We start from the raw sequence: 16,862 nt of genomic DNA on the forward strand, positions 1-16,862 counted from the left end.
TGAGTTACTGATTCGGGCCTCACGGCACATCTCTAGGAGTTATTGTGGCACTTGACGCCGCTGTAAAGCAGTCCATCATCAAGGAATACGCAACGACCGAAGGCGACACCGGTTCACCCGAGGTCCAGGTTGCGGTTCTGACTCAGCGGATCAAGGATCTCACTGAGCACATGAAGGAGCACAAGCACGACTTCCACACCCAGCGCGGTCTGCTGGCCATGGTTGGTCGTCGCAAGCGCATGCTCACCTACCTCAAGAAGACTGACATCGCCCGCTACCGCGCGCTCATTGAGCGCCTCGGCCTGCGCCGCTAGTCTGACTTAGGGGGCGGCCCTTTCCTGCACGGAATGGGTCGCCTTCTTCAGTAGAAAAACTAAACAGGAGGATCAACCGCATCACGCATTCGCGGTCCTCGGTAGTGATCCCCGGGAAGCTTCGTTGACTGAAGCCCGGCCCGTGGGTCTCGATCGATGACCGGGTGCAGTGCAGGCCAGTAGACAGATGCTGGACTGGGTTGATGCGGCTGGACTTCCGTTAACTCAAGAAACGGAGGTGACTCTCTTGGAGGGTCCCGAAATCCAGTTCTCAGAAGCAGTCATTGACAATGGCCGCTTTGGCAAGCGTGTAATCCGCTTTGAAACCGGCCGTCTTGCCAAGCAGGCAGCCGGCGCAGCAATGGTGTACATCGACGAAGACACCGCGCTGCTGTCCGCCACCACCGCAGGCAAGCACCCGCGCGAAGGCTTTGACTTCTTCCCGTTGACGGTCGACGTCGAAGAGCGCATGTACGCCGCCGGCCGCATCCCGGGCTCGTTCTTCCGCCGTGAAGGCCGCCCGTCCACCGAGGCCATCCTGGCCTGCCGCCTGATGGACCGCCCGCTGCGTCCGGCCTTCGTGAAGGGTCTCCGCAACGAGGTCCAGATCGTGGTCACCGTCCTGGCGATCAACCCGGATGAGCTCTATGACGTCGTGGCCATCAACGCCTCCTCGATGTCCACCCAGCTGTCCGGCCTGCCGTTCTCCGGCCCCATCGGCGGCGTCCGCGTTGCCCTCGTGGCCGACGAGCAGGGTTCGCAGTGGGTTGCTTTCCCGAAGCACTCCCAGCTGGAAAACTCCGTGTTCAACATGGTGGTTGCAGGCCGCACGGTGTCCGGAGCCGACGGGGACGACGTCGCCATCATGATGGTCGAAGCCGAAGCCACGGACAACTCCTGGAACCTCATCAAGGAACAGGGCGCCACCGCCCCCACCGAAGAGGTTGTTTCCGAGGGCCTCGAGGCCGCAAAGCCGTTCATCAAGGCCCTCTGCGAAGCGCAGCAGGACCTGGCGGCCCGCGCTGCCAAGCCGACGGTCGAGTTCCCGGTCTTCCTTGACTACCAGGACGACGTGTACGTCGCTGTTGAGGCCGCTGCAGGCGAGAAGCTCGCCGCCGTCTTCCAGATCGCTGACAAGCAGGAGCGCGACAACGCCTCTGACGAGCTCAAGGACGAGGTCCTCGCCTCCCTGGCCGGGCAGTTCGAGGGCCGCGAGAAGGAACTGTCCGCAGCTTTCCGCTCGGTGACCAAGCACGTGGTGCGCCAGCGCATCCTGAAGGACCAGATCCGCATCGACGGCCGTGGCCTGACGGACATCCGCCAGCTGACCGCCGAGGTCGAGGTTCTGCCCCGCGTCCATGGTTCGGCCATCTTCGAGCGCGGCGAAACCCAGATCATGGGCGTCACCACGCTGAACATGCTGAAGATGGAACAGCAGATCGACTCGCTGTCGCCCGTAACGCGCAAGCGCTACATGCACAACTACAACTTCCCGCCGTACTCCACCGGTGAGACGGGCCGCGTCGGTTCGCCGAAGCGCCGCGAAATCGGCCATGGTGCCCTGGCTGAGCGCGCGCTCGTGCCGGTGCTGCCGTCCCGCGAGGAGTTCCCGTACGCCATCCGCCAGGTGTCCGAGGCCCTCGGCTCCAACGGCTCCACCTCCATGGGTTCGGTCTGCGCCTCCACGCTGTCCATGCTCAACGCCGGTGTTCCGCTGAAGGCAGCCGTTGCCGGCATCGCCATGGGCCTGGTCTCCGACCAGGTTGACGGTCAGACCCGCTACGCCGCCCTGACGGACATCCTTGGCGCCGAAGACGCCTTCGGTGACATGGACTTCAAGGTTGCCGGTACCGCCGAGTTCGTCACGGCCATCCAGCTGGACACCAAGCTCGACGGCATCCCCGCTTCTGTGCTGGCAGCAGCGCTGAAGCAGGCACGCGAGGCCCGCCTGCACATCCTCGAGGTCATCAACGCCGCGATCGACACCCCGGACGAGCTCTCCGAGTTCGCGCCGCGCGTCATCGCCGTCAAGATCCCCGTGGACAAGATCGGCGAGGTCATCGGCCCCAAGGGCAAGATGATCAACCAGATCCAGGAGGACACCGGCGCCGACATCTCCATCGAGGACGACGGTACGGTCTACATCGGCGCGACCAACGGTCCGTCCGCTGATGCAGCCCGCTCCGCGATCAACGCCATCGCCAACCCCCAGGTCCCGGAAATCGGCGAGCGCTACCTGGGTACGGTCGTCAAGACCACCACCTTCGGCGCGTTCATTTCCCTGACGCCGGGCAAGGACGGCCTGCTGCACATCTCCGAGCTGCGCAAGCTCGCCAGCGGCAAGCGCGTGGACAACGTCGAAGACGTCGTCTCCGTGGGCCAGAAGATCCAGGTCGAGATCACCAAGATCGATGACCGCGGAAAGCTGTCCCTGTCTCCCGTGGTGGCTGAAGAGGAAGGCGCCGGCGAGTCCGAGCGCGTTCACGCCGCTGCTGAAGGCGCTGAGGACGCTCAGTAGTTCCTGCTGATCAGACGACGGCGGGGCCGGTGGTTAATCCACCGGCCCCGCTGCCGTTAACCCTCGGAGAAAACACTCCGACGCCGGGGCCGCTGGTACGATTGCAGGCAGATTTGGCTCCGCTTCCTGAAAGGCCTTGATGACTGTCGTACCCCTGCCGTTGGCGCAGAACCACCCCGGCGACACCTTGATCCACGGCGCCGACGGCGGCTCTGTCGTGCGCCGCTCCGTCCTCCCCGGCGGGGTTCGCGTTCTGACCGAGGCGATGCCCGGCCAGCGCTCCGCCACCATCGGTTTCTGGGTCGGCGTGGGTTCACGCGACGAGGCACCAGGACAGCACGGCTCGACGCACTTCCTCGAGCACCTGCTGTTCAAGGGGACCAAGCGGCGCACAGCACTCGACATCGCCTCCGCCTTTGATGAAGTCGGCGGGGAATCCAACGCCGCCACCGCGAAGGAAAGCACCTGCTATTTTGCACGGGTGCTGGACACAGACCTGCCCATGGCCATCGATGTCATCGCCGACATGATTACCGGCGCCGTGCTGGACCCGGCCGAAATGGAGCAGGAGCGGGACGTCATTCTCGAGGAAATCGCCATGGACAGCGATGACCCCACGGACGTGGCCCATGAGCACTTCGTCGCCGCTGTGCTGGGAACGCACCCCCTCGGACGGCCCATCGGCGGAACCCCGGACGCCATCAGGGCTGTTGCCCGTGATTCGGTATGGGACCACTACCGCCGCTACTACCGTCCGGATGAGCTGGTCATCACGGCCGCCGGGGGCCTCGAGCACGACGTCGTCTGCCGCCTCGTGGTGGACGCCCTCCACTCCGCCGGCTGGGCACTTGAGCCCGAGGCGGCCCCCGTGGACCGCAGGTCCACGGAACGGGCAGAGATCACCGGAACCGCAGGCCTGCACGTGGTCAAGCGCCCGGTGGAACAGGCCAACATCATCATGGGCTGCCCCACCATCGTGGCAACGGATGACCGGCGCTACGTCATGAGTGTGCTTAACGCCGTGCTGGGCGGCGGTATGTCCTCGCGCCTGTTCCAGGAGATCCGCGAGAAGCGCGGGCTCGTGTACTCCACGTATTCCTTCGCGTCCTCCTATGCAGACGCCGGCTACTTCGGGATGTACGCCGGCTGCACACCCACCAAGGTCCGCCAGGTCCTCGAACTTCTGGGCGCGGAGCTGGACAAGCTCGCAGGCGGCGGAATCTCGGATGACGAACTCCGCAAGGCCGTAGGTCAGCTCTGCGGCGGGATCGTCCTGGCGCTGGAGGACACCGGCTCGCGCATGTCCCGGCTGGGCCGGGCCGAGCTCGTCTCGGGCGAGTACCAGGACATCGACGAGACGCTGCGGCTCATCAAAGCCGTGACAGCGGAGCAGGTCCAGGAGCTGGCCCGCGATCTTGCAGCGGCACCCAGGACCATGACGGTTGTGGGCCCCTTTGAGGAGACCGAAACCTTCGGGCTCTGATCCGGTGCGGCCTTCCCGGCCGGGGCGGATTCTCTGGACATGCCGGAGTGGCAGGGCGATGATGGAGCCAGATCACTCCGGAGGAATCCCACTGGATCAATGCCACTGGAGGAACCGCACTCGGAGGAATAATGGACCGGCTGCATCCGGGGACAGCGCACGAGGCACTTGAGGCATTCATCGGGCACTGGCTCGGCACCACGGACCTGGCCGCTTCACCCTGGGGCCCGGCCCGGACCGCCACCACGGAGGTGACCTTCACGCGGGCCGCGGGCGGCTTCGCCGTGGTGCAGACATACCGCCACACCGAGGCCGACGGTACCCACTTCGAGGGCCACGGCGTCTTCACGGTGGACCCTGACCACCACGACGTGCTGTGGTACTACGTCGACAGCCTGGGCCAGCCGCCGTCGGTGCCGGCCCGCGGTGCCTGGCATGATGCCACTCTGACGGTGGAGCGGCACAGCGACCGCGGAACCGCCCGCCACACGTTCCGGGTGGATAAGGACGTCCTCATCCACACCGCGGAGCTCAGGCTGGGGGATTCGCAGGACTTCAGCCCCTTCATGACGTCAGTCTGCCACCGTGCCTGAGCTCGCCACCAGGACGCCGCAGTACTGCCGTGCCTGCGTATTCCCCTGCCGTGCCTGGGGAGCCTAAGCCACCAGCTCAACGATCCGTGTTTCGGGAGAGCCGGCGAGGACCGGCACCATGTCGGGGGAGCCCCACACGTTCTGGCGCAGCTTAGCCAGGAATCCTTCGGCCTCGTCACGGCTCCCGAAGTCGAGTTCCACCACGACGTACTGGGGGTCGTCCACCGGGCGGCCGATTCGATGTGCCACAACCCCTGAGCCCTTACGGTCAGCGGGGTCGCGGTCAAAGGCCGCCTTCCACATGTCGAAATCCTTGATGCCGTGCTCAATCTGCAACGTGAACATATCCGCTCTCCTTTAGGCTTACCGCTTTCCGTCGCCGGGATCGTGCAACGGCCGCGGTAGTGCAATGGTAGGGTCCGGCCTGAAGCCGGGCCATACCCGTCCTGGATGACCTGTCCTGCCTCAGATGACCTGTGGAGGTCAGCCGCCGGCGAAGGGCGGCAGGACGTCCACGACGTCGCCGTCGGAGAGGACCACCGTGCGGTCGCGGACCGCAACTTCGTTCAGCAGGAAACTGCTGCGGGCGAGGATACGGGCCAGCGCCGGGGTCCCGGCGGGCGGCTCAGCGCGTTCGACGTCGAGGACGGCGGCCAGCAATGATTCCATGGTGGTGCCGGGGGGAAGGTCGTAGCGCTCTTCCTCCACGCCTGCCGCAGCGCGTGCGGCAGCGAAGTAACGGACATTCAAGGGTTCAGCCTCCGATGGCGCTCATGCTGCGGTCCGGCTGGACGAAGTCCGGAGCGTCGAGTCCCACGTGGTCCATGCCGTGGGCTTTGGGCTTGACCCACATGGCATCCTGCCAGCGTTCCGCAAGTTCCTGGTCACTGGCACCTGCGCGAAGGAACCCGAGCAGGTCGAACTCCTCCCGGGAGAAGAGGCAGCTCATGATCTTGCCTTCCGCCGTGATGCGGGTGCGCCGGCAGTCCGAGCAGAACGGCTCGGTGACTGAGGCAATAATTCCCACGGTTCCCAGCACGGGGCCTTCCGGTTCGGCCGACCCGGCCGCCCGCCGTCGTACTTCAAAGCGTTCGGCAGGCGCGCCATCACGGGCCCGCGGGTCCCGGCTCAGCACGTAGTCCGCGGACAGCAGTTCGCGGATTTCCGCCGCGGTGATCATGTTGCGCCGGGTCCAGCCATGGTCTGCATCCAGCGGCATCTGCTCGATGAACCGCAGCTCGTAGCCCCGGTCCAGGGCCCATGCCAGCAGTGACGGCGACTCGGCGTCATTGATGCCGCGCATCAGCACGGCGTTGAGCTTCACAGGGCCGAGTCCTGCTGCCCAGGCGGCATCCACACCCGCGAGGACTCGGTCCAGGAACGGACGCCTGGTCAGTTTGGCGAATGTTTCCTTGTGCAGGGAATCGAGCGAGACGTTGATGCGGGTCAGCCCGGCAGCTTTGAGCGCGGCGGCCTTTTTATCCAAGCCCACGCCGTTGGTGGTCATGGAGATCGGAAGGTCCGGATGCGCCTGCCGCAGCGCGGCAATAATGTCGATCAGGTCGGCCCGTACCAGTGGCTCGCCGCCGGTCAGGCGTAGTTCACGGACACCCAGCAGATCCACGCCCACCCGCACGATCCGAACAATTTCCTCTGCCGACATGACGGCCTGCTTGGCCAGCCATTCCAGGCCTTCGGCAGGCATGCAGTACGTGCAGCGCAGATTGCATTTGTCTGTGAGGGAAAGCCGCATATCCGTGGCGCGGCGCCCATAGCGGTCCAGGAGGCCGGCGGGAGCATCGGCCGGACGGGCAGCGGGAATGCCCTGTACTCCCGGAACCGGGCTGCCTCCTTGACGGGGCTGCGGCATGCCAAGCTGAACACTCATAAATTCAGGCTACGCCACGTTGGGCCAACCATCACGCCTGTGACATTGCGGGGGAGGGGCGAGCTGGCGAATCAGGTCCGTGCGCCCGGAAGAGGTACGCGGACAGCTGAATGAACTGGTGCGGAAACAGGTACGCGAACAGCTGCTGGAACCGGTGCGGAAACAGGTGCTGGAGCAGCTGCGACGGCGCGTCCGGGCGGGGCTGCGGGAAGAACGCCGGAAACTGGCGCCGACGGCGGCCAGCGAACCTATGCTGGAAGGGTGAATGAGTCCCAGCCGGCAGTGCCCGGGGCGGCCGCCGGGCAAGAGGGCTCTGCCGCCGCCCGACCTGCTCAGGCAGCGGCGGGGCACTCCCCTGACGAACAGCTCACCGGACAACAGCCCGAACAGCAGCCAGCCGAACAGCAGCCAGCCGAACAGCAAGCACTCCAACAGCAACCAGGCCTGCAGGGCCGCTGGTGGGCAGCGGCCGCCGGTGTTGTCGCAGCAGGCATGGGCCTGGCGGCCAGCGAACTCATCGCCGGTTTCGTCAGCCCTTCCCTCTCCACGATGACGGCGCTGGGCGGGGCAGTTATCGATGCCGTTCCGCCGGGAGTCAAGGACTGGGCGGTTGCGCTGTTCGGCACCGCAGACAAGCTCGCCCTGCTGGCCGGCATGGCGCTGGTGATCGCGGCCTTCGCCGCGGTGTCCGGAGTGCTGGAACTGCGCAGGCGGTTCGCCGGGGCAGCCGTTTTCGCGGTCTTCGGCCTCGTGGGCGTTGCGGCAGTCCTGACCCGCGCCCAAGTGACGGTCACCGCCGTCGCGCTGCCCGTGATCGCCGCGGGCATCGGAGGAATGCTGCTCCAAAGCCTGATCTGGCGGCTGGCCGCCTGGCAGGGCGCCGAAAGTCAGCAAGGCGCCCGCCCAAAGCAAGGCGCCGACCCACTGCGACAGGCCGCCGAGCGGCGCAGCTTCCTGCAGCTGCTCGGCGGCAGTGCCGCGGCGGTCTTTGTGGCGGGCGCCGTCGCCACCGCCTGGCGGGGAGGAGCCGCGGGGGTTAGCGAGCTCCGCACCGCACTGCGGCTGCCGCCGCCCCGGTCGCCGGCCGCCGCCATTCCGCCCGGGGCCGACACCGGGCTGGCCGGCGTGGATCCGCTCGTCACCCCGAATCCTGATTTTTACCGTATCGATACCGCCCTCTCCGTTCCCGTCCTCGATCCGCGTGAATGGAGGCTCAAAGTCACCGGCCTGGTGGAGCGTGCGGTCGAGCTGGACTTCGACGCACTGCTGGCCAAGCCCATGACGGAGCGGTACGTGACCATCGCCTGTGTGTCCAACGAGGTAGGCGGCGATCTTATCGGCAACGCACGCTGGCTCGGCTGGCCGGTCAGGGAACTGCTGGCGATGGCCGGCCCGCTGCCGGACGCTGACATGGTCCTGTCCAGGAGCTCCGACGGCTGGACCGCCAGCACGCCGCTGGAGGTCCTCACAGACACCAGGGACGCGCTGCTCGCCGTGGGCATGAACGGTGAGCCGCTGCCGCTGGAACACGGGTTCCCGGTGCGGATGATCGTCCCGGGCCTCTACGGCTACGTGTCCGCCACGAAATGGCTCACTGAACTCAAGGTCACCCGGTTCGCCGACGACGTGGCGTACTGGACGCCGCGCGGCTGGTCAGAGCGCGGCCCCATCAAGATCTCCTCGCGGATCGACGTCCCCCGCGATGGCCGGTCGGCCCGTCCTGGCATGATCGTGTTCGGCGGCGTGGCCTGGGCGCAGCACACCGGTATCGCAAAAGTGGAACTGCGTGTGGACCGCGGCGGATGGCAGCAGGCCCGCCTCGCCCCCGGCATCTCCGTGGACACCTGGTACCAGTGGCAGCTCGGCCTCGACCTTCAGCAGGGACAGCATGAGATCCAGGTGCGCGCCACCGATCTCAGAGGTACCGTGCAGACGGAGGATCGCCGGTCCGTCGCCCCGGACGGCGCCACAGGCTTCCACACCATTAGAGTTGACGTGAACCCATAGCCGCCGCTCCCGAAGGCAGGACCATGCACAGCCATACGCAGCCGCACGCCACTGCCACCGGCATCCCCTCTCCGGCCCCGGAAACCGCGCACACGGCCCACGGGCACCGGAGCGTGGCGGAGCACCGCCAGGCCGTCCGGGACCTCCTGAAGCCGCTGCTGTCGGCCGGGCGTACCGAGCGGCTTCCCCTCGGCGATGCCCTGGGACGCGGGCTGGCGGAAGACATCACTGCGCCACTGAGCCTGCCGCCCTTTGCGAACTCGCAGATGGACGGCTTTGCCATCCGCACCGAAGACGTGCCCGACGGCGGCGGGGAGCTGCGCGTCGTCGCTCCCGTTCCCGCTGGCGCCAGTCCCGCCCCCCTGCAACCGGGAACGGCGGCCCCGATCATGACAGGTGCCATGCTCCCCCAGGGGGCTGACGCCGTCGTACCCGTTGAGCGGGCGGTTCCCGCCAGTTTCCCGGTACCAGGCGAAGAGGCCGCCGTGCGGGTCCCTCCGGCCGCAGCTGGCACATACGTCCGGGCGGCCGGAAGCGATATCGAGGCGGGAGACCGCGCCCTGTCCGCAGGAACCTTCCTGGGCCCCGGCCAGCTGGGGCTGATCGCCGCGCTGGGCATGCCGGACGTCCTGGTTCACCGGGCACTCACCGTCCTCCTTGTCACCACGGGGGATGAAGTGGTGGAACCCGGCGGACAGCTTGAAGCCGGCAAGATCTACGATTCCAACGGCACGCTGCTGCAATCCTCGCTGCGGCAGGCCGGGCTCAGCGTCATCAGGGCCGGCATTTCAACGGATGAGCCGGTTGCTCTCCGCCGCCTGCTCAGTCGCCACCTCACCGAGGTGGATCTCATCGTGACCACCGGGGGAGTCAGCAAGGGCGCCTACGAAGTGGTGCGGCAGGCCATGGACGGCCAGGATGTGGCCTTTCAGCATGTGGCGATGCAGCCCGGCGGTCCGCAGGGCATCGGACGCTTCGACGGCGTCCCGCTCCTGGCGTTTCCGGGTAACCCGGTCAGCTGCCTCGTGTCGTTTGAGATGTTCCTGCGGCCCGTCCTCAGCGAATTGTTCGGCTCGCCCGCGGCGAGGACGCTGGTCCGCGCCCGGCTCGGCCAGCCTCTGACATCGCCGGCCGGCAAGCACCAGGTTCGGCGGGGAACCCTGCTGCCGGACGGCACTGTGCGCCTTGAAGGCGGCGAAAGCTCGCATCTGGTCAGGGCGCTCGCACACTCGAATGCCTTGGTCCATGTGCCGGAAGGAACGTCTGCGCTCGCCGAGGGCGCCGAAGTGGAAGTATGGATGTTGTGACTGCAGAAAATGACCAGGCCGGGTTGACGCACTTGCGCAGCGACGGCAGTGCCCAAATGGTGGATGTTTCAGGAAAACCGGAGACCACGCGGGAGGCGACGGCCACCGCGACGGTCCGCAGCACCGCGGAGGTCCTGGCCCTGCTGGGGACGGGCGGTCTGCCCAAAGGTGATGCCCTGGCCGTGGCGCGCGTTGCCGGCATCATGGCGGCAAAGAAGACCCCGGAGCTGATACCGCTGTGCCACCCGCTGCCGATTTCCAAGGTCACTGTCGACTTTGACCTTGGTCCCGAGGCCGTGGAAATTCTGGCCACGGTCAAGACCAGGGGCGTCACCGGCGTCGAGATGGAGGCGCTGACCGCCGCCTCCGTCGCTGCCCTCAGCGTCTACGACATGATCAAGGCCGTGGACAAGCATGCGGTCCTGACCGACATCAGGGTCCTCGCCAAAAGCGGCGGCAAGAGCGGGGACTGGACACTGTGAGCACCTTCGGAGGAACCCCGGAACCGCACGTCCACGGCGAGGTGCAGGGCCGAAAGGCCGGAGTGGTCATTGCCTCAACACGTGCCGCCGCCGGCTTCTATCAGGACGAGACCGGGCCGGTGATCACCGACTGGCTCACTGAGCACGGGTTTGAGACTTTCCCTGCCATGGTGGTTCCCGACGGCGAGCCCGTGGGCGCAGCTATCAGGGCGCTGCTCACCCAGCAGCCCGCCGTCGTCATCACCAGCGGCGGCACGGGGCTCAGCCCCGACGACCGGACGCCGGAGATGACCCTTCCGTTCCTGGACCGGGAAATTCCCGGCATCATGGAAGGGATCCGGCAGGCGGGCATCGGAAAAACTCCCCTTGCAATGCTCAGCCGCGGCCACGCCGGAGCGGCGGGCAGGACATTCATCGTTAATCTTCCCGGATCGCCCAAAGGTGTCATGGACGGCCTGTCCGTGCTGGACCCGGTGATCGGGCATCTCTGCGACCAGTTGGAGGGCGGACATGGGCACTGAACAGTCATTTAGCCAGCAGTCATTCGAAGTGGTGCATGCGGTGCTGAGCGAGGAGCCGATCTCCGTTGACCAGGCCATCGCGGCCGTGGAATCGGAGAGTGCAGGGGCAGTGGTCAGCTTCAGCGGAGTGGTACGGAACCATGACGGCGGCAAGGCCGTTGAGCGGCTGAGCTACACCGCCCACCCCACGGCGCACCAGGTCCTCGCCGACGTCGTGGCGAAGCTTGTGGCCGAACACTCCGGCGACGACGGCGGGGAGCCGGGCACGCCCGTGCGGATCTGGGCAGCGCACCGGACAGGGTCCCTGAAAATCGGCGACCCTGCCTTGGTCTGCGCCGTCGCGGCTGCGCACCGCGGGCAGGCATTCGCCGTGTGCTCCGAACTGGTGGACCGGATCAAAGAACAGGTTCCCATCTGGAAGGAACAGTTCTTCACCGACGGAACCGTCGAGTGGGTCGGGGCCGGAGCCTGAGGACCTTGACCCTTCCGTTACGTCAACCTTTAGAGTCGCCTTAGCGGAACGGAACGACCGGCCGCAGGCGGGCAAGGGAGGACGCGTGGACTGGTCCATCCAGGAAATAGCAAAGATCGCCGGCACAACGAGCCGCACGCTGCGCCACTACGACGACATCGGGCTGCTCAGGCCGAGCCGGACGGGTCACAACGGCTACCGGTACTACGATTCCGGTGCCCTCGTACAGTTGCAGCGCATCCTCCTTCTGCGTCAGCTGGGACTCGGCCTGCCGGTCATTTCTGAGGTGCTCCGGCACGAGACGGATGCCGTCAGGGCTCTCGGCGGACACCTTGAATGGCTGCAGCAGGAGCAGGAACGGCTGGCCAGGCAGGCCGCTTCCGTCCGTCAAACCCTTGAATCATTGAAAGGAGATGGAGAGCTCGTGGCTGAAAAAATGTTCGACGGCTTTGACTACACGCAGTACAAAGACGAGGTCGAGGAACGGTGGGGCAGGGACGCCTACGCGCAGGGGGATGCCTGGTGGCGGGGGCTGAGCAACGAGGAGAAGAAGGCTTGGAAACAGGCCTCAGAACAGCTCGGCAGCGACTGGGCCCGCGCAGCCGGGTCCGGTGCCGCAGCGGACAGCGTTGAGGCACAGGAGCTGGCCAGGCGCCACGTTGAATGGCTGTCGGCGATTCCCGGCACGCCGGCGTCGGCCCCGGGAGGCGACACGAAGGGGTATGTGACGGGCCTGGGCGAGATGTACGTGGCGGATGCGCGTTTCGCGGCCAATTACGGCGGGAAGGCCGGGGCCGGCTTTGTTCGCGAGGCCCTTCGCATCTATGCCCAAAAGCACCTCTAGGACCGGCAGCACCGAGGAGTGTGGCCGGGCCCGGCGCATCAGGAGTAAGTGCGTCCGGACCCGGCCGTCCTGCTGACGAGGTACGCGGCTACCTTGAACTTCAGGACACTCCAAGTCTCGCGGCAGCGACTTGGGGAAAGCCTGCACCGCACCCCGGCCCGTGGTCCGCCAATCGACCCTTCTTGGGGGTACCTCCCGCGCGTAGGGGGCAGGGGGCTCCGCGTGGGGGCTCCCAGGACCGGCTTTCTGTAGCAGAAGTCAGGCACGATGGCGGGGGCCGGGAAAGGAAGCCAGCCATCACGACTGGCAGCCCTTTCCGGCACGCCGGACGCCTTGTCCGGCCGGGTCGCAGGTCAGCAGGCGAAGGGGCTTCCCGGCCGCTGCTGGAGAAAGGAGTGGGCCAATGAAGCCGGGAGAACCCAACACTGAGGTCCAAGGCCTTGCCGCCTCGATTCAGCTGCAAGGGCGTGCCTCCAGAGCGGCGGCTCGGGAGAACGGCCAGAAAAGTAGCATCCCGGGGAACGGCTTCCCGGCGGAGCCGTCCCTGCGCGGACAGGTCCTGGACATCATTGCTGACGTCATCTCCGGGACAGCGACGCCGCCGGAGGTTCGGCGCCGACTGTTGTGGCAGCTGATGAACAACCCGGGACACCCGGAGCGGGCCCTGCTCTCACATATCCTGGATTTCGAGGGTCCCTGAGGCTGCTGGCGACGGTTACGGGGCCTCAAAGGCGTCGGGCCGGATTTCCGCATCCCGAAGATGATCCAAGAGTGCCCGTTCCGGATGTCCCGGGTTCTCAGCCAAGTGCTGAAGCAGGCGGACACGGACCTCGGGCCGTACGGGCTCCGTATCGGAGAGGACATCCAGGATGATATCCACGATCTGCTGGCGAAGTTCCGGGTTGCCCCGCTGGACGCAAGAAACCGCCTGAGGTTCGGCGACTTCCCATTGCTGTGGGGCTAATGGTTCGTGCTGCAGGTAGCTGATACCCATACGCATTTCGGCCTCCTTTTGCTCGTTGAAGTCTCGATCCTGTCATCTGGCTTCTTCCATCATGCGTGGCGAACGTGAGGCACGAATGAGACTCGTCTGAGAGTCTTCTCATATGCCATCCCGTCCGGCCCGCCAGCTGCTTTGCCGGGGCGCCTCCAGTGCAGTGCGTGAGGTAATGCATGGTGCCCTGTTCCGTCCGCCGGCCGGGCGAAAGGTAGGGTTGAATCCATGATCGAACAACTCGCTGTCGCCGTTCTGGGCGCTAATGGGCGCATGGGCGCCGAAGCCGTCAAGGCCGTGGAGTCCGCTCCCGATATGAAGCTCGTGGCCGCCTTGGGGCGGGGCGATTCCCTGGACACGCTGCTGACCTCCGGTGCCCGGTACGTCGTGGATTTGACCGTACCGGAGAGCACCGAGGCGAATGTCCGCTTCGCCGTCGAAAACGGCATGCACGCCATCGTTGGCACCACCGGTTGGGACGCAGGCCGCCTTGAGAACCTTGGTTCACTCCTGGCCGCCCACCAGGGCGTGGGCGTCCTGATTGCCCCGAACTTTGCCCTTGGATCGGTTCTGGCCTCGGCCTTTGCCGCCAAGGCTTCCAAGTACTTTGAGTCAGTGGAAATCATCGAGCTCCACCACCCTGACAAAGTTGATGCGCCCTCCGGCACGGCGGTCCGCACCGCCCAACTGATAGCAGCAGAGCGGGTAGCGGCCGGCCTGGAGCCCAGCCCGGACGCCACCACCAGCGAGCTCGCCGGGGCCCGGGGATGCGACGTTGACGGCGTCCGCGTGCACAGCGTCCGGCTGCGCGGCCTGGTGGCGCACCAGGAGGTCCTGCTTGGCGGACCGGGGGAGCAGCTGACCTTCCGGCATGATTCGTTCGACCGCGCCTCCTTCATGCCGGGCGTTCTCCTGGGCGTGCGGAACGTTGCGCATCACCCGGGCTTGACGGTTGGCCTGGACGGTTACCTGGATCTGGGGCTGTAGAAAATCGTGAAGAGTATCTTCGGCCAGTTGAAGAAGAACCGCACCAAAATCTGGGTGGGCGCGGTGACGCTTCTTCTGGTCTTCTACCTCGTCGTGTCATTCCAGCGTTCCGTGCTGCTGCTGACGGATGCCGAGCCGGTGGCCAAGGCCATCGGCGCAGGCTACCTGGTCCTGCCTGTCATCGGCGCTTGGGCCCTGATCCGCGAGTTGCTGTTTGGTGCCCGCACAGAACAGATGGCGCGGGTTCTCGAGGCCGAAGGCGGCCTGCCCGTTGATGCCCTGCCCCGCACCCCGGCGGGCAGGATCGTCCGTGCCGCCGCCGACCAGGAGTTTGAGAAGTACCGGGCGGAAACGGAAGCGGCTCCGGACGACTGGCGTTCCTGGTTCCGGCTCAGCTGTGCGTACGACGCTGCCGGCGACCGCAAGCGTGCCCGTTCTTCGATGCGCGACGCTGTGCGGCTCTTCCGGGCGTCGAAAGGCGCCCTGGCGCGTTAGGGCTCCCCAGCGGACGTCAGAGCTGCCTAGCGGACCCTGTCCGGCTCGTGCCGGCCCACCTGGTTCGCGGCGTGGCCCAGCCATTCGAGGGGGCCGCGCTTCTTCAGGAAGGCGAAGGCCATCCCGATCAGCACGGCGAGCGCGGCATGGGCAAAGTACATTCCGTCCTCGGTCCAGCCCGGCGGCAGCGGCTTGAGATGGAACGACGCCACCACGCACACGTGGAGCGTGTAGAGAGTCAGCGTCATCGCCCCGGCGCCGCGAAGCGGCAGCAGCAGATCCAGATCCAGCCAGTCCCCGAGCCGGCCCACCAAGAGGCAAAGCCCGACGACGGCCACCGCCACGCCGCTGGTATGCAGCAGGTCGAGCGTGGTCCCCGAATGCGGTGCGCTCGACGCCAGCCACCACCACGACCCTTCCTGCCGGACCCCGGAGAGATTGACCTGCAGGAGGCTGTCCAGCGGATAGCTGGGATCCGAGAGGGTCTCCTGCAAGGCGGCGCGGCCGCCCCATTCCTCCATGGCGGCCGTGCCCAGAATCTTGGCGACGGCAGCCACAACCGTACCGCCGGCCAGCAGCAGCATGGGGAGGAACGCCGTCGTCAGCGCCAGCCGGCCGATGATGAGCCCAACCAGCAGATACGACAGCCACTGGAAGACCGGGTAATAGCCCGTCAGGAACAGGTCGCCGAGCAGTTGGCCGGGCGTGGACAGGTCTTCCCATCCCGGGTTGTGATTCAGCTGCAGGGGCCGATCGGCAGCCATTAGCCACGGCCGCAGCAAGAAGGCCAGTACAGGGGAGCCGAGGATCCAGGCTGCGGCCCAGGCACAGAGGGCCTTTAGCCGCAGTCCGAGGAACGGCAGAACGCACAGGAAGAGCACGGCGTAGTGCACCAGAATCACGGCGACGTTGACTTCAAGGCCGCCCAGGGCCAGGCCGACGACGGCGATCACCAGGGCGCGTAGGGCTATGCCCCGCCGGGCACCTGAAAGGGCGGTGCCTTCCAGGGGGCGCTGCTTGCCGGTGGACAGTGCCAGCCCGATTCCCGCCAGGACGGCGAAGAGGGCCGCTGCGCGGCCGGAAAACGTCAGGCCTATCCAGGTGGGAGTCATGCTGGCGTCTGATTCAAACGTGGCCAGCAGATGTGTGGCCATCATGCCCAGAAGGGCGATGCCGCGGGCCGCATCGATGCCTGCGAGGCGGCTGCCGGTTGCAGGTCCTTTCGCTGTTCTGGACGATGCAGCCGTGCTCCGCGAGGTCATGATGTGATCGTCTCACATTCCGAAGTGAGGCTGCCGCGGGGCCTCGCACCACACGGTATCCGGCAGGGGGAGCGCGGGAGTCGGTGCTGGAAGCGTCTCGAAAGCGGTGCCGGAACCGATCTCCCTGCGCCTTGTATTCGAATATATGTTCGAATACTATTTCAGCATGATCAACTCATCCGGACACCAGCTGGAGCCAGAGGCCGGGCGCACGCAAGCATCCCGGCCGAGGCCGGATGTCGGGCAGCTCAGCCAGGAGCCGCGGCAGTCCAGCAAGGACGCCAGAGGCGGCTCGGAGGCATCCGGCAGGCCGGGTGTTGATGGCACCCGGCCGGTGGGCCATCCCTCCGCGGCGCGCAGTAATGACGGACCACTGAAGGCGATGAGTCCTGGCGTCGTGGACTATCTGTTCAGGCAGCTGGTCACAGGCCAGCCCGCCGAAGATGTCCAGTGGGGCTGCGAGGGAATCCCGCTGTCGGCGCAGCCGCCCGGCCCGGAGCTGGCGCGCCGGCTATCGGAGACTGAGCTTGACGCGCTGACACCCACGGAGCTGTTCCATTACGTCCGGGCTGCGCAGCGGCTGGCCTCATGGGCGGAGTCGCTGCGGGAAGCGGCTGTTGGCCGCTACTGCATGGGGACGGAGCCTGCAGCCGGGGAGCCGTCCTAGCCACGATCCTGACCTAGCGGGGATCCTC

Annotated in this window: 20 protein-coding genes; 15 read left to right on the forward strand and 5 right to left on the reverse strand. The window is 66.4% G+C overall.

Features of this window, described 5'->3' with window-relative positions; translation table 11 throughout:
• Positions 1-44 precede the first annotated feature (44 nt).
• The 4 genes from rpsO (at position 45) to J7E80_RS06445 (ending at position 4,908) form a co-directional block, all read left to right on the forward strand.
• Positions 45-314 carry a 30S ribosomal protein S15 gene (gene rpsO, locus J7E80_RS06430; protein ID WP_215050635.1) on the forward strand — a complete coding sequence of 90 codons (270 nt, stop codon included), beginning with the start codon at positions 45-47 and terminating at the stop codon, positions 312-314.
• A gap of 247 nt (positions 315-561) precedes the next feature.
• Positions 562-2,832: a polyribonucleotide nucleotidyltransferase gene (locus tag J7E80_RS06435; RefSeq protein WP_215050726.1), complete on the forward strand. Its 2,271-nt coding sequence runs from the start codon at positions 562-564 to the stop codon at positions 2,830-2,832.
• Positions 2,833-2,971: 139 nt separating this feature from the next.
• Complete coding sequence (locus tag J7E80_RS06440; RefSeq protein ID WP_215050636.1) at positions 2,972-4,315, forward strand: pitrilysin family protein; 1,344 nt, start codon at positions 2,972-2,974, stop codon at positions 4,313-4,315.
• A 131-nt stretch (positions 4,316-4,446) separates the two neighbouring features.
• Positions 4,447-4,908: a DUF1579 family protein gene (locus J7E80_RS06445; protein WP_215050637.1), complete on the forward strand. Its 462-nt coding sequence runs from the start codon at positions 4,447-4,449 to the stop codon at positions 4,906-4,908.
• Positions 4,909-4,971: 63 nt separating this feature from the next.
• Here J7E80_RS06445 and J7E80_RS06450 read toward each other — a convergent pair whose 3' ends face one another.
• From J7E80_RS06450 to moaA, 3 genes are all read right to left on the reverse strand, one after another.
• Positions 4,972-5,253: a hypothetical protein gene (locus tag J7E80_RS06450; protein WP_215050638.1), complete on the reverse strand. Its 282-nt coding sequence runs from the start codon at positions 5,251-5,253 to the stop codon at positions 4,972-4,974.
• Positions 5,254-5,391: 138 nt separating this feature from the next.
• Complete coding sequence (locus J7E80_RS06455; RefSeq protein WP_215050639.1) at positions 5,392-5,658, reverse strand: MoaD/ThiS family protein; 267 nt, start codon at positions 5,656-5,658, stop codon at positions 5,392-5,394.
• A 4-nt stretch (positions 5,659-5,662) separates the two neighbouring features.
• Complete coding sequence (gene moaA, locus J7E80_RS06460) at positions 5,663-6,796, reverse strand: GTP 3',8-cyclase MoaA (RefSeq protein ID WP_215050640.1); 1,134 nt, start codon at positions 6,794-6,796, stop codon at positions 5,663-5,665.
• A gap of 79 nt (positions 6,797-6,875) precedes the next feature.
• On the opposite strand from moaA, the gene J7E80_RS06465 reads away from it, so the two are divergent.
• The 8 genes from J7E80_RS06465 to J7E80_RS06500 all read left to right on the forward strand — a co-directional run bounded on the left by J7E80_RS06465 (position 6,876) and on the right by J7E80_RS06500 (position 13,129).
• Positions 6,876-7,061: a hypothetical protein gene (locus J7E80_RS06465; RefSeq protein ID WP_215050641.1), complete on the forward strand. Its 186-nt coding sequence runs from the start codon at positions 6,876-6,878 to the stop codon at positions 7,059-7,061.
• 227 nt (positions 7,062-7,288) lie between these two features.
• Positions 7,289-8,803, forward strand: coding sequence for a molybdopterin-dependent oxidoreductase (locus J7E80_RS06470; RefSeq protein WP_215050727.1), 1,515 nt, complete (start codon positions 7,289-7,291; stop codon positions 8,801-8,803).
• Between the two features lie 23 nt (positions 8,804-8,826).
• Complete coding sequence (gene glp / locus J7E80_RS06475; RefSeq protein ID WP_215050642.1) at positions 8,827-10,110, forward strand: gephyrin-like molybdotransferase Glp; 1,284 nt, start codon at positions 8,827-8,829, stop codon at positions 10,108-10,110.
• Positions 10,098-10,592: a cyclic pyranopterin monophosphate synthase MoaC gene (moaC, locus tag J7E80_RS06480; protein WP_215050643.1), complete on the forward strand. Its 495-nt coding sequence runs from the start codon at positions 10,098-10,100 to the stop codon at positions 10,590-10,592. The genes glp and moaC overlap by 13 nt, the downstream gene beginning before the upstream one ends.
• The gene (locus J7E80_RS06485) at positions 10,589-11,113 is read left to right on the forward strand and encodes a MogA/MoaB family molybdenum cofactor biosynthesis protein (RefSeq protein ID WP_215050644.1); all 525 of its coding nucleotides are present in this window, start codon (positions 10,589-10,591) and stop codon (positions 11,111-11,113) included. The genes moaC and J7E80_RS06485 overlap by 4 nt, the downstream gene beginning before the upstream one ends.
• Positions 11,103-11,585, forward strand: a complete 483-nt coding sequence (locus J7E80_RS06490) for a molybdenum cofactor biosynthesis protein MoaE (protein WP_215050645.1) — start codon at positions 11,103-11,105, stop codon at positions 11,583-11,585. The genes J7E80_RS06485 and J7E80_RS06490 overlap by 11 nt, the downstream gene beginning before the upstream one ends.
• Positions 11,586-11,670: 85 nt before the next feature.
• Entirely contained in the window at positions 11,671-12,429 is a 759-nt protein-coding gene (locus J7E80_RS06495; protein ID WP_215050646.1) for a TipAS antibiotic-recognition domain-containing protein, read from the forward strand.
• A gap of 403 nt (positions 12,430-12,832) precedes the next feature.
• Positions 12,833-13,129, forward strand: coding sequence for a hypothetical protein (locus J7E80_RS06500; protein ID WP_215050647.1), 297 nt, complete (start codon positions 12,833-12,835; stop codon positions 13,127-13,129).
• 15 nt (positions 13,130-13,144) lie between these two features.
• Here the strand turns inward: J7E80_RS06500 and J7E80_RS06505 are convergent, their stop codons facing one another.
• The gene (locus J7E80_RS06505; RefSeq protein WP_215050733.1) at positions 13,145-13,429 is read right to left on the reverse strand and encodes a hypothetical protein; all 285 of its coding nucleotides are present in this window, start codon (positions 13,427-13,429) and stop codon (positions 13,145-13,147) included.
• Positions 13,430-13,651: 222 nt separating this feature from the next.
• Here J7E80_RS06505 and dapB point away from each other — a divergent pair, with 222 nt between their 5' ends.
• Both dapB and J7E80_RS06515 read left to right on the forward strand, forming a co-directional pair.
• Positions 13,652-14,410, forward strand: coding sequence for a 4-hydroxy-tetrahydrodipicolinate reductase (dapB, locus tag J7E80_RS06510; RefSeq protein WP_215050648.1), 759 nt, complete (start codon positions 13,652-13,654; stop codon positions 14,408-14,410).
• 6 nt (positions 14,411-14,416) lie between these two features.
• Entirely contained in the window at positions 14,417-14,905 is a 489-nt protein-coding gene (locus J7E80_RS06515) for a hypothetical protein (protein WP_215050649.1), read from the forward strand.
• 26 nt (positions 14,906-14,931) lie between these two features.
• On the opposite strand, the gene J7E80_RS06520 is transcribed toward J7E80_RS06515, so the two are convergent.
• Complete coding sequence (locus tag J7E80_RS06520) at positions 14,932-16,167, reverse strand: heparan-alpha-glucosaminide N-acetyltransferase domain-containing protein (protein WP_215050650.1); 1,236 nt, start codon at positions 16,165-16,167, stop codon at positions 14,932-14,934.
• A 166-nt stretch (positions 16,168-16,333) separates the two neighbouring features.
• Here J7E80_RS06520 and J7E80_RS23695 point away from each other — a divergent pair, with 166 nt between their 5' ends.
• Positions 16,334-16,834: a hypothetical protein gene (locus J7E80_RS23695; protein ID WP_251036498.1), complete on the forward strand. Its 501-nt coding sequence runs from the start codon at positions 16,334-16,336 to the stop codon at positions 16,832-16,834.
• Positions 16,835-16,862 lie beyond the last annotated feature (28 nt).

It is taken from the genome of Arthrobacter sp. ISL-28 (assembly GCF_018613875.1).
GTDB lineage: Bacteria > Actinomycetota > Actinomycetes > Actinomycetales > Micrococcaceae > Arthrobacter.